General features: G+C 58.6%; 20 protein-coding genes and 1 pseudogene. 11 read left to right on the top strand and 10 right to left on the bottom strand.

Annotation, left to right across the window (positions count from 1 at the left end):
- Window positions 1-116: 116 nt before the first annotated feature.
- Both B9A24_RS21905 and B9A24_RS00770 read right to left on the bottom strand, forming a co-directional pair.
- Entirely contained in the window at window positions 117-257 is a 141-nt protein-coding gene (locus B9A24_RS21905; protein WP_159451895.1) for a hypothetical protein, read from the bottom strand.
- Between the two features lie 697 nt (window positions 258-954).
- The gene (locus B9A24_RS00770) at window positions 955-1,761 is read right to left on the bottom strand and encodes a GDSL-type esterase/lipase family protein (protein ID WP_084443211.1); all 807 of its coding nucleotides are present in this window, start codon (window positions 1,759-1,761) and stop codon (window positions 955-957) included.
- A gap of 563 nt (window positions 1,762-2,324) precedes the next feature.
- Here B9A24_RS00770 and B9A24_RS00765 point away from each other — a divergent pair.
- Window positions 2,325-3,842, top strand: coding sequence for an IS1182 family transposase (locus B9A24_RS00765; protein WP_234996883.1), 1,518 nt, complete (start codon window positions 2,325-2,327; stop codon window positions 3,840-3,842).
- 11 nt (window positions 3,843-3,853) lie between these two features.
- Here B9A24_RS00765 and B9A24_RS22885 read toward each other — a convergent pair whose 3' ends face one another.
- Window positions 3,854-4,567, bottom strand: coding sequence for a PKD domain-containing protein (locus B9A24_RS22885; RefSeq protein ID WP_262490568.1), 714 nt, complete (start codon window positions 4,565-4,567; stop codon window positions 3,854-3,856).
- 228 nt (window positions 4,568-4,795) lie between these two features.
- On the opposite strand from B9A24_RS22885, the gene B9A24_RS23140 reads away from it, so the two are divergent.
- The 6 genes from B9A24_RS23140 (at window position 4,796) to B9A24_RS00730 (ending at window position 14,101) form a co-directional block, all read left to right on the top strand.
- Window positions 4,796-5,011 carry an integrase core domain-containing protein gene (locus B9A24_RS23140; protein ID WP_084443207.1) on the top strand — a complete coding sequence of 72 codons (216 nt, stop codon included), beginning with the start codon at window positions 4,796-4,798 and terminating at the stop codon, window positions 5,009-5,011.
- Window positions 5,012-5,508: 497 nt separating this feature from the next.
- Complete coding sequence (locus tag B9A24_RS00750; RefSeq protein WP_084443206.1) at window positions 5,509-6,066, top strand: RNA polymerase sigma factor; 558 nt, start codon at window positions 5,509-5,511, stop codon at window positions 6,064-6,066.
- 189 nt (window positions 6,067-6,255) lie between these two features.
- Complete coding sequence (locus B9A24_RS00745; protein ID WP_084443204.1) at window positions 6,256-7,500, top strand: FecR family protein; 1,245 nt, start codon at window positions 6,256-6,258, stop codon at window positions 7,498-7,500.
- A gap of 110 nt (window positions 7,501-7,610) precedes the next feature.
- Window positions 7,611-11,150, top strand: a complete 3,540-nt coding sequence (locus B9A24_RS00740; protein ID WP_084443202.1) for a SusC/RagA family TonB-linked outer membrane protein — start codon at window positions 7,611-7,613, stop codon at window positions 11,148-11,150.
- A 116-nt stretch (window positions 11,151-11,266) separates the two neighbouring features.
- Window positions 11,267-12,673: a SusD/RagB family nutrient-binding outer membrane lipoprotein gene (locus tag B9A24_RS00735; RefSeq protein ID WP_084443200.1), complete on the top strand. Its 1,407-nt coding sequence runs from the start codon at window positions 11,267-11,269 to the stop codon at window positions 12,671-12,673.
- Between the two features lie 171 nt (window positions 12,674-12,844).
- Entirely contained in the window at window positions 12,845-14,101 is a 1,257-nt protein-coding gene (locus B9A24_RS00730) for a M14 family metallopeptidase (RefSeq protein ID WP_084443198.1), read from the top strand.
- Between the two features lie 141 nt (window positions 14,102-14,242).
- On the opposite strand, the gene B9A24_RS00725 is transcribed toward B9A24_RS00730, so the two are convergent.
- Window positions 14,243-14,866 carry an IS630 family transposase gene (locus B9A24_RS00725; protein ID WP_143434675.1) on the bottom strand — a complete coding sequence of 208 codons (624 nt, stop codon included), beginning with the start codon at window positions 14,864-14,866 and terminating at the stop codon, window positions 14,243-14,245.
- 320 nt (window positions 14,867-15,186) lie between these two features.
- Here B9A24_RS00725 and B9A24_RS22520 point away from each other — a divergent pair.
- A pseudogene (locus tag B9A24_RS22520) lies at window positions 15,187-15,675 on the top strand (DUF4158 domain-containing protein); the annotation flags it as partial.
- A gap of 799 nt (window positions 15,676-16,474) precedes the next feature.
- On the opposite strand, the gene B9A24_RS00715 reads toward B9A24_RS22520, so the two are convergent.
- The 5 genes from B9A24_RS00715 to folE all read right to left on the bottom strand — a co-directional run bounded on the left by B9A24_RS00715 (window position 16,475) and on the right by folE (window position 20,345).
- Window positions 16,475-18,157, bottom strand: coding sequence for an FAD-dependent oxidoreductase (locus B9A24_RS00715; protein WP_200813836.1), 1,683 nt, complete (start codon window positions 18,155-18,157; stop codon window positions 16,475-16,477).
- Window positions 18,099-18,806, bottom strand: a complete 708-nt coding sequence (locus B9A24_RS00710) for a sigma-70 family RNA polymerase sigma factor (RefSeq protein ID WP_084443194.1) — start codon at window positions 18,804-18,806, stop codon at window positions 18,099-18,101. The genes B9A24_RS00715 and B9A24_RS00710 overlap by 59 nt, the downstream gene beginning before the upstream one ends.
- Window positions 18,799-19,236 carry a DUF2231 domain-containing protein gene (locus B9A24_RS00705; RefSeq protein WP_084443192.1) on the bottom strand — a complete coding sequence of 146 codons (438 nt, stop codon included), beginning with the start codon at window positions 19,234-19,236 and terminating at the stop codon, window positions 18,799-18,801. The genes B9A24_RS00710 and B9A24_RS00705 overlap by 8 nt, the downstream gene beginning before the upstream one ends.
- Before the next feature lie 13 nt (window positions 19,237-19,249).
- Complete coding sequence (locus tag B9A24_RS00700) at window positions 19,250-19,588, bottom strand: hypothetical protein (RefSeq protein ID WP_084443190.1); 339 nt, start codon at window positions 19,586-19,588, stop codon at window positions 19,250-19,252.
- A 97-nt stretch (window positions 19,589-19,685) separates the two neighbouring features.
- Window positions 19,686-20,345, bottom strand: a complete 660-nt coding sequence (gene folE / locus B9A24_RS00695) for a GTP cyclohydrolase I FolE (RefSeq protein ID WP_084443188.1) — start codon at window positions 20,343-20,345, stop codon at window positions 19,686-19,688.
- Between the two features lie 284 nt (window positions 20,346-20,629).
- On the opposite strand from folE, the gene B9A24_RS00690 reads away from it, so the two are divergent.
- The 3 genes from B9A24_RS00690 (at window position 20,630) to B9A24_RS22515 (ending at window position 22,117) form a co-directional block, all read left to right on the top strand.
- Complete coding sequence (locus B9A24_RS00690; protein ID WP_234996882.1) at window positions 20,630-21,055, top strand: heme-binding protein; 426 nt, start codon at window positions 20,630-20,632, stop codon at window positions 21,053-21,055.
- A 132-nt stretch (window positions 21,056-21,187) separates the two neighbouring features.
- On the top strand, window positions 21,188-21,607 hold the full coding sequence (gene uraH / locus B9A24_RS00685) for a hydroxyisourate hydrolase (protein ID WP_084443214.1): 420 nt from the start codon (window positions 21,188-21,190) through the stop codon (window positions 21,605-21,607).
- A 294-nt stretch (window positions 21,608-21,901) separates the two neighbouring features.
- Window positions 21,902-22,117, top strand: coding sequence for a M48 metallopeptidase family protein (locus B9A24_RS22515; protein WP_262490567.1), 216 nt, complete (start codon window positions 21,902-21,904; stop codon window positions 22,115-22,117).
- Between the two features lie 139 nt (window positions 22,118-22,256).
- Here B9A24_RS22515 and B9A24_RS00675 read toward each other — a convergent pair whose 3' ends face one another.
- Entirely contained in the window at window positions 22,257-22,655 is a 399-nt protein-coding gene (locus tag B9A24_RS00675) for a hypothetical protein (RefSeq protein WP_084443183.1), read from the bottom strand.
- Window positions 22,656-22,881 lie beyond the last annotated feature (226 nt).

Below are 22,881 nucleotides of genomic sequence, written 5' to 3'. Positions count from 1 at the left end.
TGATGGCCTATGGAGGTAATGGCGGGCCCTTGCGCGAGGAAGGCCCGCCGAGGGCGTTCCGCAGCGTGTAGCGAGCGGTCGTGGCGGCACCCTTCAGCTTTGCGTGCCAGGAGCCGTCAGGTAACGTAGGATTGCGCCGAGAAGGTCTGGGAGGCCATGACAGTCTTGGTGTCGGTAAAAGTGGGGTTGAAGTTGCCGCCGTAGTCGCGGATCCGGTCGCGCCCGATGGTGGGGAAGTGGATTTGACCGTGGTACATAATCGCGTTTTGGGTGCTAAACTCAATCCACCCGTTGGGGCAGTCGCCAATGTGCTGAAAAGCAGCCGGGGGAAAACAGATTCCTTTCTTGGCTTAACAATTGATAAAGAGCCCTTCAGAACGGGAGGCAACAAGCAGCTGGTTTCGGTAGGGTAGGAATTTGATTTGTGCGTGTATGGCTACTTTGATTAGTCTTCATCAAGTTTGGTTGCTGGCTCTAGCGGGCATCCTGGCCGCTATCCTCGTCATCAACCGGGTGCTCCGCACCTGGCCCTTCGCGCGGACACTGTACGCGGAAACCAGCAGCCCCGCCTTCGGGCCGTCGCGCCCTGGGGGTAAAGGGAACCTGGGGGGCCGGGAACGCTTCGGCAGGGGGCCAGCAACACAGAATAGGGCCGCTCGTCGGCGTAAAGGAGAGAGAAAGGGGACCTATTAACACTGTTCAGGGACTATACAGGAGGCAATGTGGTGCTTTCGTCGTAGGAGAGGCACCCCAACTGAACTAGTAGGATCAGGTCCACTAACGCCGCCCTACTCGGACCGTCTCGGGCGCCTTTTACCAGTTGGTCAACAAGCTATAATGGCCCAGGGAACCTTAGGGCAGCCGCAGCTAGGTAAGGCGGATGAGCAGTCGGGTTGTCGGCCCTGCGAAGGCTCCAAGAGACCAGCTGGCTAGCCTACGTCGCCGTCGCCCCTTTTAGTGCTTGATAAAGCGGGCACGCTGACTCGCCGCTTGCACCTGATACAAGCCCCCCGCCAGCGGGGAGACATCCACGACGAAGGAAGCACTCGGGGCCGGCAACTGATAGACGAGCTTGCCCTGCATGTCCCAAATCAGCACGCGCGTACCCCGCGCTACCCCTTGCACCGTCAACCGCTCCTGGGCGGGGACGGGGCTTACGACCAGCGTACTCGGGCTAACCCGGCGCCCGGGGGCGCTGCTCAGCGGTAGCTGCTTGCCCAGCAGCCCGGGCGCTTGCAAGGCTTCGTACCAGCGCGCGGCTATCTTGGCTTCTCCCCGGGCATTGGGGTGCGCCCCGTCGTAGAGGTCCTCGTTTGCCGCCCGGCTGAACCCCGTATTCTGGTTCACCAGGACCACGGGGGAGTGGTCCGTCGTTTTCGCCTGAGCCAGGGCCGGCAGCAGCGCATTCAGCGCCGTGATTTTGGCATTGATCTGCTCGTAGGGCGGGGCCGTCGGGATGAGCTGCGCCAGCAGCACTTTCACCCCGGGCTTCCCCTCCCGGAGCTGGTCAATGATGCGGCCTAAGTTGTTGCGGATCTCCTCTACTGGCTTCTCGCCAAAGCAGTCATTCGTGCCCGCGTGCAGCAGGACAATGTCGGGCTGGTGATCCCGGGTCCACTGCCGCATTTCAGGGAGCAGCATCTCTGTCGTCCAGCCCCAATGACCATGGTGGTCCAGGTCAAAATCGGGGTTCGGAGCAGGTCCGCCCTCGTTTTGCGTCAGCCCGCCTACGAAGTTCACGTCGTACTTGGCCTCTTGCAACGTGAGCTATAAGGGGCGACGATAGCTATTATAGGTAAGGCTGCCGTGGGTAATCGAGTCCCCTACCGGTATAATCTTCACTTGGGCCTGGCTGGCGGAGGGGGCCACTACCCAGAAAGCTCAGCGCGCGGCGGCAGCTAAAGCGACGAAGGACACGGGATGCCGGCATAGGAGAAGTGGTGGAATGAGAATTTAAATAATCCGTTAATTTATGCGATAGTATTTACATCCCTATTGCTCAACCCTTACTCCCGGAAAGTGCGGCAAAGCGCCACGTAGCAGTCCTACTGCCAGTCCTCTTAAAAAATGCCGTACGAGCGACCCGTATCGGCGCGTTGCGAGCGTTGCTGGCTGGCGCTACCAGAGCAGTAGCCCAAAGGTGTACGAGGGCGGACGAGTAGCAGCCGAGGCTTGGGGGAACAAAAGCAGGCAATGCGATAAAGTACCAAGTTCAAAGTGGAGAACATAAGGGGCAAAAAGCTCGATTATTCTCAGGAGATGAATATAACAGTGGTGGCTGTTGCAAAAGTCAACTCCTAGTGGGATTGAGGGGTTGTTAGCCCATGCTCGGCTTTCACACGATCCAGATTTCGCTGATGAAACTGGTGCCCACGCGCCACTTTTACCGGCAACTACTGCAGACGATCGATTTCAGTTTTGTCCGGCCGCTCTTTGCGCCTTTTTATAGCGCTGGCGGTCGGCCCTCGCTCGATCCCGTCGTGTTTGTAAAGCTGCTGCTGGTCGGACACTTGGAGAATATTACCTCGGATCGGAAACTTCTGGAACTGGCCCAGCTGCATCTGGGCATCCGCGCCTTTCTGGGGTATGACCTAGCGCAGCCCTTGCCCTGGCATAGCACCCTGTCCCGTACGCGGCAACGCCTGCCGGTTTCCGTCTTTGAAACCTGCTTTACCCAGGTGGTCGGCTTATGTATTCAGAAGGGCCTGGTCAGTGGCCATACCCAGGTGATGGACTCGGCTTATATCAAAGCCAATGCCTCCATGAGCCGGCTCCAGCCCAAGCGTTCTACGGGGTCGGCTGACGTGACCAACCCCATAGACACGGCCAAAGCTCCACGCATTACCGCTTCGGCGGACCGATTACAGCCTATTCAGCGCTTTCATGCCGCTATCCACAAGGCGGCCCCCAACAAAGCCGGACGACTCGTCAGCAACCTGACCCACTACAGCCCTGCGGATCCCGATGCGCGCGTTGCTTTCAAGCCGGGCAAGCCCCGCATCTTAGCCTATACGGCCAGCGTAAGCGTCGACGCGGCGCAGCACGTCATCACCCACATCCATGCCGACCTAGCCGACTGGCGCGACAGCCGCTACCTGCTCTCGATGGTGGACTCGACGCAGCAGCGGTTGCAGACCTTCGGTATGACCATGACCACCGTCGTCGCCGATGCGGGCTATTGCTCCGGGGAGAACTACGAGCAGCTAGAAGCGCGGGGCCTAACCGGCTATATTCCGGCGCATGGCAAGTACAAAGGCGAGCACGCCGGCTTTACCTACGATGCTGTTAGCGACAGCTATACCTGTCGTCAGGGCAAACAACTGGCGTTTGATAAGGTATTCGTCGATCCACAGGGAAACGCCAAGAAACGCTATATGGCCAAGGCGTCCGATTGCAAGGTCTGTCCGCTGGCGGCGCAGTGCAAGGGCCAGAAGGCGCGGGAAAAGCGGCTGCATCATACGCCCTACAAAGCCCACTACGACCGCATGCTCGCCCGCTTAGCCACGCGGGTCGGCAAAGGCATGCGGCGGCTCCGGGCTTCAACGGTAGAACCAGTACTCGGCAGCTTGATCACTTACTATGGTTTGCGTCATATCAGCAAGAAGCGTCAAGCAGGGGCCGCCAAAGTCATGTATATCGCCGCCATGGCCTATAATCTGAAGAAGTGTCTGCGCTTCAACTCCTTCCAGCCAGGTAGTATAGGGATAGCCTTGCCAGCACCCGATCCCTTTCGTTGGCTCCTGCTCTACTTTTGCAACAGCCACCAAGATTACGTTAAGCAACTCTCCCCACGTAAGCCTCCGTTGCGGGCGGCTTACGTGGGGAGAGACTCCGGTTGGTAGAGGGCTGGCGCTTAGCGGGTTTCGTAGTGCAGGGTCACCGCCCAGACCGTCGGGTTGTCCGGCGGGCCGACTAGCGTGTAAGACCCCTGGCCTTGGGCATCCCGATTCGGGGTCGGCCCGGCCACGTCCAGGGTCCACTCCCGCATGGTATCATCCGAGCCCGAATCCTCGTCGCGCACGCCCACCGTCCACTCGCCCGGCGTCAACTCCGTACTGGCCGCGAAGGTCAAGGGCAGGGAGGCGGGCGTGACGTTGCTCAGGATACTGGTTTTGGTAGCCGGAGCTTCGGCCACGGCCGTGGGGTGGAGCTGCACGAACACGTCGGGCCCGCTGCCGCCCACATCCCAGCCCAGGCCCGCCGGGGTGAGGAAGGGCAGAGCCGTTATCCGCACCTCCCGTAAGTAGCGCTTGCCCACCCGGATCACTTGGGAAGTGGCGGTGGCTTGGTTGTCGGCTGAATAGGTGGTGAGCGTCACGGTAAAGGTGCCCGTCGCCGCGTACGTCACCGAGGGGGCCGCCACAGTGGCTGTCTGGCCGTTGCCAAAGTCCCACACGTAGCGGGCGGCCTGCGCCGGGGCCTCAGTAAAGGTGACCGCCTCGTTGACTTCCACCACCGTGCGGCTAGCTGCGAAGGTAGCCGTCAGCGCGGGGTGAGGGTCGGGTGCATCCGAGGTACAAGCCACGAGGTGAGCGAGCAGCAGCCAGCTGAGTAGTACTTTTTTCATAACAACTAGAACGTAATAAAAATGATGAACTAAGAAACGTACAAAACAGGCGCAAGCTACGCAAACCATTTCGTTCGGCCCACGCAGGGGCGTGGGAAGGGCGACGGGGCCATACGGGCCTACGCAGCCCCGGTTAGCGAGCGGGCTCAGAGAATGCCCTTCCCAGAAAAGTGCTGTCGTTCGGAGACAAACCGTCGCTTGGCCATCGCATTTCCTTGGCTCTAACGAGTGACCCGGCGTGCCCAGGCCGAAAGCCTCTGGTCACGCCCGAAAACGGAAGTGCTGCTCACGCGGTCCGCTTTCGTTTCGGGGGCACAGGCCGAACTAGCGGATTATTTTGACTACTATAATCACCAGCGACGCCACGCCACACTTGGCTACGAGTGCCCACGTACCTTTGAACACCAAACTCTTTTACCTACAGCCCAACTCTGTCTCACTTAACTCGACCACCTCATCCAGCGGCGTAGTAAATAGGAGCCGGCGTGGCGAGTCGGAGGTTTTCCCCTATCTGTTTAACATAGGACTTACGCAGTTGAACAAATGACTCCTGATAATCAAGCAGTTATTGAAGATGCAACCGCCGCTTTAGCAACTCAGAAATACGTCTTCCACATTGTAAAGGCAGTTCTGGAAGTTCAACTGCGTAAGTCCTATAACAATACCTTATTTTGGCTTCCTGACCCCGTATCAATTTTACTAACAACAACTTGCCAATATCGCCTAACTCTGTCCTACTTAACTAGACCGCCTCAAACTGCTTTAGTTTCTGAAATCGGCTTCATATTATGTAGCTGTTTAGGAATACGCCAGTGGGTCATATTGAGCTGGTCGAAGCATCTCTCCCTCCTTCTGAAAGCCAGTTAGTGGCGCGGTAGAGATGCTTCGACCAGCTCAGCATGCGGGTTTAAAGTACTTTCATAAATTCCTGAACATCTACGTTGGAAAGCAAGAAAAAAACCGTCAAGCTGAGCGAGCAGGCCTTATGGACGGCTTTCAAGCGAGGGGACAGGAATGCTTTTGATACCCTATACAACCAATACGTACGGCTACTGTACACTTACGGGAGGACCATCACCAACAACGCCGGCTTAGTAGAAGACTGCATCCAGGAAGTCTTTATTACGCTCCTGACGAAACGGGAAGGGCTGAAAGAAACGGACTCGATTAAGTTTTACCTGTTTAAGGCTTTAAACCGCCGGATTACGGAAGCCCTTAGCAGGACGCGGCTGGTAGTGACGATGCTGCCGCCAGGGGGCGATGCCTATACTTTCTCTCTTTGGTGGACCGAGATGGCAAGGGAGGAGGATAGCATGCAGGCCGACAAGCTGGAGGCGTGCATGGCTGAGCTTACCGACCGGCAACGGCAAATTATCTTCCTTCGTTTTTACTGCGAACTCAGATTTACGGAAATTGCCCAGATGCTGGGACTATCCATGAAGGGAACCTACAAATTGCTGGGCCGGGCCATCGGTGGCCTCAGGGAGCAGTTGCGGTAGCGGTTGGGCAGGGGCTCCTTGTTGCATTCGCTACTGCCAGACAGCGTGCCTAAAAGGCTTCTGGGAAGTTGGGGCTAAGGTTTTGAAAAAAAAATTTTATTTAACGAAATCATGGGGTAAAAAAGGGCGGCGGCCCATTTACTGGTGTCTGTTTCTGCAGCGTGCTGTTTCCGGCTAACTCCTGCCCCAATGAATTACCATCAGTTTTCTGTCCCCGATTTTTTAGCGGATGACTACTTCTTGGAGTGGGTGTTGCGTCCCGACGTGGCAAACGATGTTTTCTGGCTTAACTGGCTACAGGGACACCCAGATAAAAAAGAAGAGGTAGCGGAAGCCCGTCGGCTTATTCTGCTGCTTCGCTTTCCCGATCGTCCGATTGCTGACGAGCGCATCGCCGGGATGCTGCAGGCCATCCACGCTGCCGCTGACCAGGCCGAAAGCCGGCCAGCCGGTAACCGCAGGCCGCCCGCCCCGCGTCAACGCGTGGCGGCTTATTTCTGGCGGCAGCTAACCTACGTGGGGGCCGTGGCGCTGGTGCTGTGCGGGCTTTTTGCGGCGCATTTCCTCTATCGTGGTGCCGGCACCCCATCCCGGCTCGAGGCCCTTGCCCGGCAGGCCATACTGCCCGAACATGCGGCGGAAACCCAGCTACTTCTGACGGGCGCGCGCACTGTGGTCCTCTCCCCGAAGGTGTCCAGCCTTTCCTATCAGGGCAACGGCAGAATCCGAATTGCCTCGCAGGAAGCAGTGGAAGCCGAAAACCCCGGCGGGTTTAACGTCCTGGTGGTTCCGCCCGGCAAACGGTCGGTGCTGGCCCTGGACGACGGAACGAAGGTGTGGGTCAACTCCGGCTCCCGGTTGGTGTACCCCGTTTCCTTTACGGGAAACGAACGGCGGGTGTACCTGGACGGGGAAGCGTATTTCGAGGTGCAGCACAACGCGCAAAAACCCTTTCTGGTCGAAACCCAACAGATGGATGTCCAGGTGCTGGGAACGAGCTTCAACGTGACGGCCTACCCGGGGGAGCAAACGAGTTCGGCCGTCCTGGTGAACGGCAGCATCGGGCTGATTGCCAATAAAACCACCCTCTTCGGCAAAATCAGCAGGCAGCTGACGCCCAATCAGCAGGCGGTGTATCACCAGCGGGAACAGCAGTTGCAGGTGAGGGAGGTTCAGGTGGAGGACTACATTTCCTGGAAGGAAGGCTACCTCCTTGCCAGGGAAATGCCGCTACGCACTATTCTGGCCCGGCTCGAGCGCTACTACAACCGGCGAATCACCCTACGGGATGTCCGGCAAGAGCAGCAGACCTTCACCGGGAAGCTGGATTTAAAGCAGGACATCACGGAAGTTATGGATCTCCTCGCCACTACCACGGAGCTTGACTACCTCCTGTCGGAAAGAAGCACTGCGCCGGAGCACCCATTGGAGTAGAATTGCCGCAGCCTGTACACCCTTGAACTGCGCCAGCGCCCGCACCCAGGGCTTGTAAGGCACAGGTACTGAATACCATCACAAATGAAAACCACTAACCAAGCCCTTGTATGAATAAAATTTACCAAAGCGTGATGCCAGCAGAATGCGGTAAGTGTACAGGTCTGTATTTCCGCTTCCGCCTCTTGCTGCTCAGCGTCGGGTTGCTGCTGTCAGGGGCCGCAAGCGTATCGGCAGCGGCTACCTCCCAGGACCAGAAGATCAGCGTCAGCCTGAACAACGGCACCCTCCCCGAGCTGTTTGAGCAGATTCAGCGGCAGAGCGATTATCTCCTGTTTTACAAAGATGCCCTGCTGAGTAAAAAGCAGCTCTCGACCCTCACCTTGCAAGTGCAGGAAGAGGAGGTGACGGCAATTTTGGACCAGGTCCTGCAGCCCCGCGGGCTTGCCTACAAGCTGGCCGGCCGGCAGATTATCATCATTCCCGGAAAACCGTCGGAAGCAGCCCCACCCCGCGCCGCGGCCCTCCCGGCCGACGTACTGGTGCGGGGCGGGGTGACGGATGAAAAGGGAGAAGCCCTTTTTGGCGTAAGCATAGGAGTGAAAGGAACCTCCATAGGGACCACCACGAATGAAACAGGCGCCTACAGCCTCACGGCTCCCGCGGAGGGCGTGCTGGTATTCTCTTACGTTGGAATGATTGGCCAAGAGGTTCCCCTAAATGGCCAAACGCTGATCAACGTGCAGTTGAAAGGCGATTCTAAAGCCCTTTCGGAAGTCGTGGTGACGGCCATCGGCATTGAGGCCAACAAGCGCGCGCTGGGCTATTCCATTCAGAATGTAGAGGCTGAGCAGATAATAAAATCAAAAGAAACCAACCTAGTGAGTGCCCTTAGCGGCAAAGCAGCCGGGGTGGTAGTTACTTCTTCATCCGGCTCGCCCGGGGCGTCAGCCAATATTACCATCCGGGGCAATAAATCGATTTCCGGCAGCAACAAGCCGTTGTTTGTGGTGGATGGGGTGCCCGTCGATAACTCTTCTTCCGGCAACAGCACGGGGGGCGTTGATGTCTCTAACCGGGCCATAGACATTAACCCCAACGACATTGAGTCGATGTCTGTCCTGAAGGGGCCCGCCGCCACGGCACTCTACGGGATTCGTGCCGCGAACGGCGCCGTGATAATCACCACCAAGCGCGGGGCCAAGGGCAAGCCGCAGATTGCCTTTAACACCTCTTATTCTTTTGATCGGGTCAACAAGCTGCCTGAGCTGCAGCGCGAGTACGCACAGGGCACCATCAGTGGCGGCGCCTTTGTTTACCGGGGCCCGGACGCTGCATCAGCCACCATAAACAGCTGGGGGCCCAAGCTCACCGAGCTGGAGTTTGATGGCCGCACGGACTACCCGTACGATAAAAACGGGTCGCTGGTAGCTGTAGGCACTGGCAATGGGATGCCGGCCCGGGCGTATGATCAATACGATGCCTTTTTTGCAACCGGTCACACGTGGGACAACAATGTAGCGGTGTCAGGAGGAGGCGATAAAACCACTTATTATTTCTCGGCCGGCCGGCTTTACCAGACGGGCATTGTGCCCAACGCGGACTTCTCTCGCAATTCTTTTAAATCGAATGTTAATTTCGAGTTATCCAAAAAGTTCTCGGTGGGAAGCTCGGCCACTTTTGTGAACTCGGGGGGCAATCGAATCCAGCGCGGTTCGAATGTTTCCGGGGTAATGACATCCTTGCTGCGAAACCCTACAACGTTTGACATTGGAAATGGCCGGCAAGGTCGAGACGCTGCCGGAGACCCGGCCACGTATGTTTTGCCCGACGGCCGGCAGCGCCGCTACAATACCACCTACGACAACCCTTTTTGGTCTGTCAACAGGGTCCCGTACAAGGACAACGTCAATAGAATTATCGGGAACCTGAATTTTGAATTCAAATTCACGGAGTGGCTGAAGTTGCGCTACAAAATAGGGCTAGACAACTTCAGTGACCAACGGGATGCAGCTTGGGATATTAATTCGGCATCAAACGTAAATGGGGCGGTAAACCAATCCTTGATTGCGTCCACGGCCCTTAACTCCGACTTGCTGCTGCTGGCTTCTCGGGACTTGACCCCTGACCTGCACCTGGATGCAATCGTAGGGCACAATTTCTTCAACAATGTCAACACGGTTCAAGCCAGTGATGGGAACAATCTAGGAGTTGCCGGATTCTATGATATAAGCAATGCCTCCGTAGTAACAAGCCGAAGCAACCTGAGCCGAAGAAAGGTCTTTGGGGCCTTTGGAGATTTTAAGCTTGGGTACAAAGACTGGCTGTTTTTAAATCTTACCGGCAGGAACGACTGGTCCTCCACCCTGCCCCAAGCCAACAATTCTTTCTTTTACCCGACGGCAAGTCTGGCAGTGGACCTGACAGAAGCCTTCGCGATGGCCAACCATCCGCTCCTTTCTTATGCCAAAATACGCGTCTCTTACGGGCAGGTAGGCAACGATGCTCCGATTTACTCCACCAATACCTATTATAACAGAACGAGTATCGGCGGCGATGACCTGCTCACCAACTCTATCTTTCCCATCTACGGAGTCAGCGGATTTGAAAGAGAGATTTCGCTGAGTAACAATAAGCTGAAAGCCGAGCGAACCAGCACCCTCGAATTCGGCGGCGATTTCAAGTTCTTCCGCGGCAAGCTGGGTATGGATGTAACGTATTACGTGGCAACTACCCGAGACCAGATTGTCCGGGCGAGCATCTCGGCGACCTCCGGGTATACCGACCAGTTGATTAACGCCGGCAAAATTGAAAACAAAGGGGTGGAACTTGTGCTGAGTGGAACCCCGGTTTCGAGCGGGGATTTCTCCTGGGATGCCTCCCTGAACTTCACAAGAAGCAGAAACACAGTCAAGGAGCTGCCGACCGGCATCTCCCAGATAACGCTGCAGTCGTTCACTGCTTTATCGTCTCTGGTGATGGTCGGGCAGCCGTACGGCGTGCTGAGCGGCACCCGGTACCAGCGAGACGAGCAAAACCGCGTCCTCATCGGGTCGGATGGCTGGCCCCTGATTGCCGCAACTCAGGGCCCGATCGGCAACCCTAACCCAGACTGGCTGACGGGCATAAACAACACGCTATCGTACAAAGCCCTGGGCCTGTCGTTCTTATGGGATATCCGGCAAGGCGGCGACATCTGGAATGCGACGAGAGCCTTTAACAGCTATTTGGGCACCTCCAAAGAATCCGGTGACCAGCGGTCGGTCACTGGCCACGTGTTTGAGGGGGTCAAAGTAAATGGGGAAGTTAACACGACGCCCGTTGATTTTGCTAATCCTGCCAATGGCTTGAACGGAATATACTGGCGCCGGGGCGGCACCTTCGGGGTTTCCGAGAATTACATCGAGGACGGCTCCTGGGTCCGGTTACGCGAACTGACGCTCTCCTACAAAGTGCCCGCCGGCGTGCTCAACAAAGTTGCCAGCCGGGCCACGGTCTCCTTCTATGGCCGCAACCTGCTGCTTTTTACCGATTACTCAGGGGTTGACCCGGAAACCAACCTCACGGGGGACACCAATGCTACCGGCTGGGATTACTACAACCTGCCCAACACGAGAAGCTACGGCGCAACCCTGAACGTGACGTTTTGATGTGACACCCTCCGGAAAGCACCTCGACCGGGCAGACCGCTGCCTGTGGATGGCGACATCCTGGACCTCGAAGCAGTACCTGTTGTCTAGCTACACCCAAACAGACACTTACCCCTATGAATAAGTCCTACCTCTTTCTCTTTTTCCAGTTGCTGTTGCTGACGGTTTCCTCCTGTGAGTTCGGCGACTACAACGTGAACCCCAACCGGCCCAAGACGGTCAGCCTGAATCAGGTTCTTCCGGGAACCCAGGCCCAGTCGGCCTCGAATATCGTGTCCATCGGGGCCCGCGTGACGGGCACTGTGGTCCAGCACTTCAAAGGAATCAATGCCCAGCCGGAAGGTTACACCAACTACGTCATTGATGAGCGAACCCTGGATGCTTACTGGCAAACCGGCTTGTATGCCGGAGCAATGAAGGATTGTGCCGATCTGATCAAAAGAGGAACGGAATTGAATCAACCCCACCACGTAGGAATCGGCAAAATACTCATGGCCTTCAATCTGGAGATTGCTACTTCTCTCTGGGGTGATGTCCCGTATTCAGAAGCCTTTGGGGGGAAGGAGAATCTGTCTCCCGCCTACGATACCCAAGAGGACGTTTATAACTCCATTCAGACGTTGCTGAGCGAGGCCATAATAGCGCTGAATGAGCCCGCCGGCGCTAATGCTCCGGCGGGCGATGATTTGATTTTTAACGGCTCGGCATCCCGGTGGACGGCCACGGCCCGCTCGCTGAAAGCCCGGTACTACCTTCATCTGACCCGAAGAGACCCTTCCTCCGCTGCCAAGGCCCTTGCCGAGCTTGCCTTGGGGGGAATCACCTCGGTTACTACCCAGCCTAATTTCAATTTCTCCCTGGCCAACAACGGTGCTAACCCGATTGCTATGTACGGGCAGGAGCGCCCGGGGCAACTGGTACTCGGAGACCAACTGGTAAGGCAGCTGCTGGACAAAAGAGACCCTCGTTTGAATAAATATACCCGTTTAGTGGGAGGAAATTATGTTGTCTATCAAGCAGATAACACATCCCTGTTCTGGGCACAGAAAGACAGTCGTATCCCTTTGATATCCTATGCCGAAGTGAAGTTCATCGAGGCCGAAGCCTATTTGCGCACTGCGAATGAGGCAAGAGCGGCCGACGCCCTGGCCGCTGCCATAACGGCCAATATGCAGCAGCTGGGTATTGCAGCGGCAGACTATTCCTTGTACGTCGCTACCTACGGGAATTTTAGAGGGCTGAGCACCCTGGAACAGAAGCTCAAGCTGCTTATCGAGCAGAAGTACGTTGCGCTTTACGGTCAGGGCGCGCTGGAGGCGTGGGTGGACTACCGTCGCACCGGCTACCCCGAGCTCGTGGTCCCGCGCGGGGTCGAAGCCAGCTTCAACCCCTCCAGGGTTGTGCCCCGCCGTTATCTATACCCAATCAGTGAGCGGAATACAAACAATGCGAGCGTAGAAGCCGCCATTCAACGCCAGGGCGGTCACCTGATGGACGTAGATACCTGGGCCTTCAAGCCTTGACCCTTCCCCGAAGGTGCCTGGCCAGGTTAACAGGGACCTTCAGCCACGCAAGTAGCCGAGTCTGAACCAGTTCTTTTACTAACCACAACTGCTCTTCCCTGGTGTACGCGCCCTGGTGAAGAGAGCGGCTGATTCGGCTGGTGGCCAGTTAATTGTCCATTGCTAAAGATAATGAGAAGTCTCCATCAGGCGTTTTCCAAGCAAGCCGCTTTCCTGTTATTCCTGACGGGATTCTTTAGTCAGTGCATGGTTCAACCCAAGCCTGCCAACCAAGGGCCTGTCCCGGCAGGAGGAGGGCTGGCCAGTAGTGCCGTGGCGCGGCAGGAAAAAAAAGTATATCACTTCACTGACGGCCACGGCGCAGTCGGCTTCAGCAACAAGTTCAGCGCGGCTCGGCTAAACCAGGTAATGCAGGTCGACGACAGCACCTTCGCCCTGCTGATAACGCCTGAGAGCCCCACCATTAATCCAAGCCCGTGGTATGCTTTTAAAGTCTGGTCCCACCAGCCGCAGAGCATTTATCTTAGGCTTACCTATCAAAAATGGCGGCATCGGTACCACCCCAAGACGAGTACCGACGGGCATAGCTGGCAGGCGGTTCCGTCTGTAGATTATTCGTCGGACAGCACGGCAGTTACCTTTCGCGTCTCCGTGAGTCCCGATACCACCCTTGTTGCCGCCCAGGAAGTCATCACGGCCGCGGACAGCTACGCCTGGATGGACAAGCTGGCCCGCAGGCCGACTATTCGCAAGCATACGATTGGCCGGAGTTTATTGAGCAAGCCCATCGTGGCTTTAACTACCAAGGGAGCGCCGGGAAAGAAGCTAATAGTCGTACTAAGCCGGCAGCACCCACCGGAAGTCACGGGGTATCTGGCCATGCAAGCCTTCATTGAAAGAATACTAGAGCCAAGTGAAGCCGCCAACAATTTCAGGCGTCGGTACGAAGTCGTTATCATTCCGATGCTCAATCCGGACGGGGTGGACAACGGGCATTGGAGGCATAGTGCCGCCGGAGTAGACCTGAACCGCGACTGGAACGAATTCAAACAGCCCGAAACGGCAGCAGTCCGCACCTACCTCCAACGTTTGATAAAGGAACAACAAGCAAAAGTCTGCTTTGCCATTGACTTCCACTCTACTTACCAGGACGTATTCTACACAAACGAGGATACGGTTCATACGAACCTTCCGGGCTTTACGCAAAAATGGCTGCGAGCCGTGGAAGCATCTTTGCCTGCGTATAAAATCAATGTTAAAGCTTCAGGAAACGGGTCTAACGTTTCGAAAAGCTGGATGATGCGCGAATTGAAGGCCGAAGCCCTTACGTATGAAGTTGGTGACGATACGGATAGGGTCTTGCTGAAAAAGAAGGGGGAAGTAGCTGCTGACCGCCTGATGGAGCTGCTCCTGAAAGAAAATCAGTAAAGAGTGGGCGAAGCCTGGCTCTGGGAGGCAGAAAAAAGGACGGGGCTTAGGAAGCAAACCGGGTTAGAGGGGCTGGTGACGGGGGCCTGGCCGGACGCAAAAGTGGCGGTCACAGAGCACCTAACTAGAGCGGAATTCAGGTTAGTATACATGGTAGCCACCATGGTCAAACCAATTTTTAGCGTCCTGCTCGGTTATCCAGTCGGCGGCGGCGCCGATGACGGCTTCCAGCGCCTCGCGGGTGCGGGTCCGGGCCGTGCGCAGCCAGGTTTTGAGCTTGCCAAACGCCAATTCAACCGGCGTAAAGTCGGGCGAGTAGGGCGGCAGGTACAACAGGCGGGCCCCGCGGGCCTCGACGAGTTCGGCCAGCCCGTTCGCTTTGTGGGCGGGCAGGTTGTCGAGTACGGCCACGTCGCCGGGCCGCAGCGTTGGGCCCAGTACCTGACTCGGGTAGGCGGCAAAGACCTCGCCGTTGACGGCCCCGCTCGCGGTCATGGCCGCGTGCAGCCCGGTCGGGGTCAGCGCCGCTAGCAGCGTCACGTTCGGCCCGCCGTGCAGGGGCGCGGCCTGCCCGGCGCGCTGCCCGCCTTCGGCGCGGGCGTAGCGGCGGCAGTAGGTCAGGTTGGTGCTGGTCTCGTCCACGAACCTAAAACGCGTAAAATCTTCGACTTGCAGCGCCTCCACAAAGGCCCGGCGCAAGGCCCTCATGCGCGGGGTGTCGCGCTCGGCGGCGTGGACGCTCTTTTTTTCGCCGCCAATCGCCAATGGCCTTGGTTAAAAGTTTGGTCCAAATGTTAAGTGACGAGCTTGCTAATAGCCTCACTGCCCCAGGATTGGCAAAGCGTTTCCACGACAAAACCAGGCATTTAGCGATGTCAGGTGACCATTTCCAGAGCCAAAGTACCGATTTCCCATCGTGTTAGACGGGTTGATTGTACTTTGATTGCTGAACAAGTTTTCTATACCGGATTGGCCTATTTTCCATCCGATGTGCCTAGTGCCAGGCGGTCGGTGGAATTGTACAGTTATAGGTTCGTTTTAATGAACAAGCTGGTTCGCTACTTTTACGGCTTTGCCCGTTTCTGATGGCCCGCCACCTTCCCTTACTTGATACGACCCAGCGGCGCGCGTTTGACCAGCCGCCGACTTTCAATCATCCGCAACGCCAACTCTTTTTCGCCTTGCCGGACTGGGCCACCCAATTCCTGCACACGCTGCTGGCTCCGCATAGCCGAGGTGGCTTCGTGCTCCAGGTCGGCTACTTCAAAGCCACGGGGCGCTTCTTTCCGGCTGACCGATTTCTGCTGGCCGACCAGGCGTACGTGCAACAGCGCTACCACTTGGGAAACGTCGAGTGGGAGCGCTACGATAAGGCCACTCGCTTCCACCACCGTCAGCAGATTCTGCAACAGTTTGGCGTGCGGCCCATCGAGCAGGCCGAAGCCGCCGTGCGCCAGCAGGTGACGCATTTTTCCCGCCAGCAAATGAACCCAGTGGCCGTTTTTCACTCCGCGGCCGATTATATCCGAGCCCATCGCTGGGAGGTGCCAACCTATGCGGCCCTGGCGGGCCTCGTCACCGAGGCCTTCCGCACGGTCGAGCAGCAACTCACCACCCAACTGGCCCATCACCTGACGCCTGCCGTGCGCCAGCAACTGGATGCCTTGTTCACGGCAGCAGAAGAAGCCCCGGCCCATTCTCACCGGCCCTACCGGCTGACCACGCTCAAGCGCAGTCTGGAACTGATGCGCCCGGCCGCTATTCGCGCCAACGTGCAGGATTACGCCGTGCTCCAGGCGCTGTTTACGCAGGTTTACCCCCTGGTGCAGGCCCTGGACTTATCGGAGGAAGTGGTGCGCTACTATGCCCGCTACGTCGAGCGGACGCAGGTTTTTCAGGTGCAGCAGCAAGCCGACAACAAATACCTGATGGTGCTCTGCTTCGTGGTTTACCAGTACTACCAGGTGGGCGACCTGCTCACTGAAACGCTCTTACAGGCCGTGCAAACCCACCGCAACGCCGCGCTGCGGGAAACCCGGGAGCGGGTCTACCGTCAGCAGCAGGCCTCCGCCGACCAGTTGCGCCAAGTGCTGGAGGGCGTGGTGACCCACGGCACCGCCTTGCAAGCGCTGGAAGACGTGGCTTTTTCGTTTGCCCACACCAACGCGGAGAAAGTAGCCGCCCTGCTCGCCTGGCTGCAAACCCCGGACGTGGTCGCCTTTGCCCAACTGCGCCAGACGGCCCAGCAGTTGCGCAAGGGGGCGGGGGCAGTCGTACCGGCCCGTATTACCAGGTCGTGGAGGAGGTTTTACCCTATTTGTTTAACAACACCCATCTATCGAAAGGGCCGGCTCCATGGAGTGAGCTGGAGGACTAGTGCAGCAGCTTTCTCAGGGCGGCCTCGTCGTCGGCTTCCAGGGCTACTTCGGCTTTCAGGTTATCCACGTCGCGCTGCACGCTGGCCACGGCCAGGGTCTGGCCGCTTTGGCGGAACGCTACGCTGCCGGTTCGCTCGGCCAGGGGGTCATCCACGGTCAGCTCGTCCCACTTTTCGGCGTGGCCCGTGTAGCGCACCGACAGGTCGTAGTGCTTGCTCCAGAAAAAAGGTACCGCGTCGAATTTCTCCTGCCGGCCCAGCATATTTCGCGCGGCCGTCTGGCCCTGGCGCTGCGCCACCACCCAGTGCTCCACCCGAATAGAGGCCCCGGTGTGGGCGTCGGGCCAGCGGGCAATGTCGCCGGCGGCGTAGATGCCGGGCCTGCTGGTTTGCAGGTACGCGTCCACCAGCACGCCCCGGTCCAGGGCCAGGCCTGCCGCTTCGGCCAACGCCAGCCGGGGCCGCACCCCAATGCCGGCCACCACCAGGTCGGCCGGCAGCCGCTGGCCGTTTTTCAGCACCACGGCCTCGGCCTCGATGGAAGTAGCCATTTGCTGCAAATGAAAAACGATGCCTTTCTCCTCGTGCAGCCGCTGCACCATCGCGCCTAGCTCCGCGCCCAGCACCCTGGCCAACGGCACCTCATCGGGGGCCACGACGTGTACTTCCAGCCCGAGGCCGCGCAACGCGGCCGCGACTTCCAGCCCGATAAAGCTGGCCCCCAGCACCACGGCCCGCCGGGCCTGGGCCGCCCCGGCCACGATGGCGCGGTGGTCGGCCAGGGAGCGTAGGACGTGCACGTGGGGCAGGTCGTGGCCGGCAATATCGAGCCGTACCGGCTCGGCGCCAGTGGCCAGCAGCAGCGCGTCGTAGGCGTGCGCCGAGCCATTGGCCAGCCGCACGCACCGGCCGCTGACATCCAGCGCGGCCACCTGGCCCCGGATGAGGTCGATGCCGTGGGCGGCATAAAAGCCCAGCGGGCGCAGGGCAATGTGTTGCGCATCGTCGGGGGCAAAGCTCTTGGAAAGCACAGTGCGGTCGTAGGGCACGTCGGCTTCCTCATCGAGCAGGGTAAGGCGGCCCTGGTAGCCTTCGCGGCGCAGCATCTCGGCGGCCGCGCTGCCGGCCCCGCCGGCCCCGATGATGACGACCTGCTGCGGCTGCGAGGCTTCTTTGGCGCTTGCCGGGGGCGATTCGGGGGCCAGCGGGTCGCGCTCCTGCTTGCCGGTGACGTAGGCCCGGCCGTCGCGCCGCTCCACCGGCCAGCGGGGCAGCGGGTCGAGGGCCGGGGCCCGCAGCGCGGCCCCGGTGCGCAGGCTGAAGCAGGCGTGGTGCCAGGGGCAGCGCACGGTGTCGCCGACCAGCAAGCCCGTTTCCAGCGGTGCCCCGAAATGGCTGCACAGCGCCCCCACGGCCCACAGCTCCTCGCCGCGCCGCACCAGCAGCACGGGCTCGTCGTGGGCGTGCCCGCGGACCATGGTGCCGTCGGCCAGGTCAGCCAGCGCGATGCCGGCCGTTGCAAAGTCGGGGCCAGTGGGTGTTTCGGGGGAAGCCATCAGGCGGTATTTCAAGAAGTGATAAACAGGAGAGAATGCACCGGCTTCGGCCGCGGCCGGGTGCTCAGGCCGGCACTTGGGGCGGCTCGCCGAGGTGGCGAAAGACGCGGGCCACCATCTCATCACAGTAAATCAGGTTGAACTCGTAGACGGCGGCGCGGGGGTACCAGCTTTCCAGCTGCCGGCGCAGCAGGGCCTTGGCCCGGCTCAGGCGCGCATTCACGTTGGTTTCGGTGATGTCCACGGCTTTGGCGGTTTCCTGGCTGCTGAGGCCCTCCAGTTCGCGCAGCACGAACACCAGGCGGTAGTCAGGCGGCAGGGTCTGAATGCACTGCTCCAGCACCGCGCCCAGCTCGCGGTTGAGGATTTCCTGCTGCCCGTCGGTGGCGGGGCTGCGCGGGGACTCGGGGGCTTCGTTCATACACGCGGCGGCGGATGCGGGTTGGGGCTGGTGGGCCGCTTTGCGGCGCCAGTGGGAGCAGTGGTTGAGCATGATGCGGATGAGCCAGGTTTTGAAGGCGGCCCGCTCCTCAAACTTGCCCAGCGCCTGGTAGGCGGCCACGTAGGTGTCCTGCATCAGGTCCTGCACGGTGGCGTGGGCGAAGCCGTAGGAGCGCCCCACCTTGTAGAGCGCGCCGTTGTAGCGCCGAATCAGCAGCTCGAAATATTCCTGCTCGCCGCCCAAAATGCGGGCAATGAGCACGGCATCGGCCGGGGCACCGGCAGGAAGCAGACGGGGCGGCGAAGTAGTTTGGGAGTCAGACTCAGTCATTATCAATGGTGCCAAGACGGTATTTTAAGACCAGTTGCGCGCCGAGGTAATTGCCGGCCACCAGCGCCAGCAGCAGGCCGGTTTTCAGCAGCAGGACCGGCACGGTGGCGGTGGCCAGCATGGGCTGCCGCCATTGCAGAAAGAAAAGTACGGAATACCCTATCAATACCCCGGTATTGATGCCCGCGTGCAGCAGGGCGGTGCGTTGGGCCGCCGGCCGCTCGGCCGGAATGCGCAGCAGGTCCATAAAGCCGAAGGCCACCGCCAGCCAGCCGCCGGCCACGCCACCCGCCAAAGCGTAGTACGCGGCGGCGGTGAAGGTGGGGTTGTGGGTGTACCAGCCCAGGGCGGCGCACACCCAATCCATGGGCAGCAGCGCGGCCGGGAAGTGCACCAGTATCAGGTGGGGCGGGTGGTAGTTGAGCTTCATGGCCCGCCGCGGCCTAGCCGAACACGTACACCAGCAGCGTGATGAGGCTGCCCACGGCCAGCAGCGCGTGCAGGCCGGCCACGGGAATGGGCTTGGCCTTATCGGGGCTACTGGTAACGAACATATAAATACCCCCCAAAGCCGTGACGATGAACAGAATAATGCTCAGCTTGGGGTAGGCCGTGGGGTGGGTGAAGGCATAGTAGAGCAGCACCAGCAGCCCCGAAACAGCCAGCAGCCCGTGGGTGTACACTACGGCCTTGGGCGCGTTCTTCTTATTGAGCCAGGTGATGAGAATGGTGGCACCCGCGGCGGCGGCGAGGACAAACAGAGTAATGCTAGCGTACAACATGAGCAAAAAGGTTGGTGAGAGATGACTTACGGCTTGGAGTACCCAACAGGCACCGGCATTACAAAATCAGGGGAAATAATTCGCTTTGCCCCGCGCCTCACTTGCCAATCTGGCGCAGGAACTCCGCCCGCAGGCTGGCCTCCGCCGCAAAGCGGCCGCCGTATTCGCTGGTGAGCGTGGCGCTGCTGGTGTCGTTCACGCCCCGGCTTTGCACGCAGAGGTGGTCGGCTTCGAGGAGCACGGCTACGTCGTCGGTGCCTAAACTTTGCTTAAGCTCTTCGGCAATCTGGCGGGTGAGGCGCTCCTGCACCTGCGGCCGCCGGGCGTAGTACTGCACCACGCGGTTGAGCTTGCTCAAACCCACCACCTTATCGGCCGGCAGATAGGCCACGTGAGCCTTGCCGATGATGGGCACGAAGTGGTGCTCGCAGCAGGAAAACAGCGTGATGTCGCGCGCGACCAGCAGCTGATGGTAGTCGTACTTGTTTTCGAATAGCTTCATTTCGGGCCGGTTCTTCGGGTCGAGGCCCCGAAACCATTCCTGCACGTACATTTTGGCCACCCGGCGGGGCGTACCGGCTAGGCTGTCGTCGCTCAGGTCCAGGCCCAGCTCGCGCATGATGGCCGCAAAATGGGCGCTGATAGCGGCAATCTTGTCTTCCTCGGAGCGCGGTTCGGGGCCGTTGGGCAACGTGAGGTGGGCAGTGGCGGCCGGTTGCGGGAGGCGGCTTAGTAAGGCACAGGGAGCATTTTTCATGCGAAGGGCTTGGCTCTTGGTATGGCTGCTTCCACCGGGGCTGCGCCGGACTGCCGCCGGCGCCGCTGGCGTAGCCGGGCCGCTTTGGCACAACCAAGGGGAAGCAGTTCACTGACGATGAACAGGGGAATTATCCGTTAGAGTACGCGTCCCTTCGAAACCTTACCGCTCCGCCACAAAAAGAGAATGCAAGCTTCTGGTGAGTTCAGCCGGCAACTGGCCCCGGCAAAAGCAACCCGCGTTCGCCAGCCTGCCTATTAGGTCCTTGCCACGTTACTTTTGCCTTGTTTCCCCCCCCAACCCGCCCCCAACTGCCGGCCACCAATGCGGCGGCCCCCACTGCCCGCTACGTGGCAACGGTCGAACAGCTCACGCTCCGAGCGGCGCTGGAAATGGCCGACCGGGTGCGCGCCAAAGCGGCCACCCTCGACAAGCAAGTGGCCGTGGTAGGTGTCGGTGGGCAGTTCGTGCTGCGCACACGCGGTGATGGCGTGGGGCCGCACAACACCGAGGCCGCCCGGCGCAAGGCCTACACCGCCCTTTCCACCAACACCGCCACCCTGCTGCTGGGCCGCAACGCCCGCAACAACCCCGACACGCAGAACCTCAACACCCTGCCCGAGCTGCTGCTGCTGAGCGGGGGCGTGCCCCTGTTCCACAACGGGCAGGTAATTGGCGGCATTGGCGTGGCAGGCGGCGGCGGCCCCTAAAACGACGGCCTGCTGGCCCCGCCGCTGCGCTGCCGGAAGCCGGCATCACCACTCCTTAATCCGCCTACCCCCTATCGTTGGTCTGGGGGGCATATATTGGTATTTGCCTTTTTCACCTCATCCCGTATTCCCTTGAAAGCTCTCCTCCTTTGCCTGCTTTGCCTGCTGCCCCTGCTGGGCCTAGCTCAACAAACGCCGCCCGCCTACCAGCTCAGCACCCACATTCTCGACATTAGCCGGGGCACGCCGGCCCCCGGCGTAACCGTGCGCCTGGAGAAGTACGATGCCACCAAAAAAGCCTGGGGTACCGTAGCCGAAAAGAAAACCGACGCGGCCGGCCGCATCGGCGACTTCCTGCCGATGGCGGGCCAGAAAACACCCCACATTGGTATTTACAAGCTCACGTTTCTGACCCAGCCGTATTTCGCAGCCCGGCAGCAAGCCTCGTTCTACCCCTACATCGAGGTGGTGTTTGAGCTGACCGACGGAGCGCACTACCACGTGCCCATCACGCTGTCGGCCTTTGGCTATTCCACGTACCGGGGGAGCTGAGCAAGCCGCGGTGGGCCATATTAGCTGAATAGCTTGCCCGAGCCCAGCACCAGGTCCAGGTCCGTCAAAATACTTAAAACGCACATGGAAGCACCCTTCCTACTTCGGGGTTCTTCTTCCAAACGGGCGGATTTACACGCTAAGTAGTTAACTAGTTGATTAATTGGGTATTGACAACAGCGTACACCAAGCTTATTACAAAGATTTCCTTTGTGACAGGCTCAGCATACCCGCTGAATTGCTTGGAATTGCCCTTTTTACAGGTGTTTTCAAGTCACCCTTTTTGATAAAGCGTTGCTGGAAGGCTTAGCGTGTAAATCCGCCCGTTTAGAAGAAGAACCCCATCTAGTAGAGTACGTGGTGGTTCACGAGCTGATTCACCTGCTGGAGCGGAAGCATAACGAGCGGTTTCGGGCGTTGCTGGACCAGTTTATGCCAAACTGGCGGGTGTACCGTGAGGAATTGAATGGCGGGGAGTTGGCGGCTTACGAAAGCTTTGATCTGGGATAAGAGCTTGCTGAACCCAAAATACATTTTGGTTAAATAAATACCTCACTGTCAACGAGTAATCATAACTTAAAACACAAGTATACGACCAAAAAAAGGCCCGGCCATATTCTGACCGAGCACCTTTTGCAGCAGTGCAGAACTACTGGCCAATGACCCACCCCGGCACCGCTTGCGCCCGGTCACCAGTACCAGTTTCTTTCTTAACCTCTTTTCCATCTAGTAGAATAGATACCGTGATATTCGAGGAAGCCGTACTACCGGCAGGGATGCTGGCCAATAGCGTAGAGCTATCCCCTTGTTTCATATTGCGCGTGAATGTGTAGCTAACGGGCAGCGTCACATTATTAAGGGTAGTCGTTCCACCCGTAGCGTTGGTGTACGAAATGTAGTCTGATACCAAGTTGCTAGTCGAACTAACCCGGTACTCTACTGTATAGTCTTTTGGCCCAACAGGAGTAACGCCGTTATCATCATCTTTGGAGCAGCTAGTAGCAACGAGGGTAGCGCAGCTCAAGAACAGGTAAGCAAGTCGTTTCATTGGTAAGGATTGGATTGGTGAAAGGATTAGCGGAAGTGATAGGGGTCGCACGAGAGTAGGAACGGAAAACAACGCTAAGCTTTTTGGACCCGAAAAATGAGCCGATTTATCTCAATAAATCAATGTTTGGAGACATAACGAGCCGTTGATAGGTGAGATAAGCAAAAACAACAAACTAACTTGGTCGAAACCATTACTTTTAAAAACGGCCTTGGTAGCGTTAAAA

Origin of the sequence: Hymenobacter roseosalivarius DSM 11622, assembly GCF_900176135.1 — a bacterium.
Taxonomy (GTDB): Bacteria; Bacteroidota; Bacteroidia; order Cytophagales; family Hymenobacteraceae; genus Hymenobacter; species Hymenobacter roseosalivarius.
Note: the sequence above shows the minus strand (reverse complement) of the source record. Positions and strands in the feature narration are given on the sequence as shown.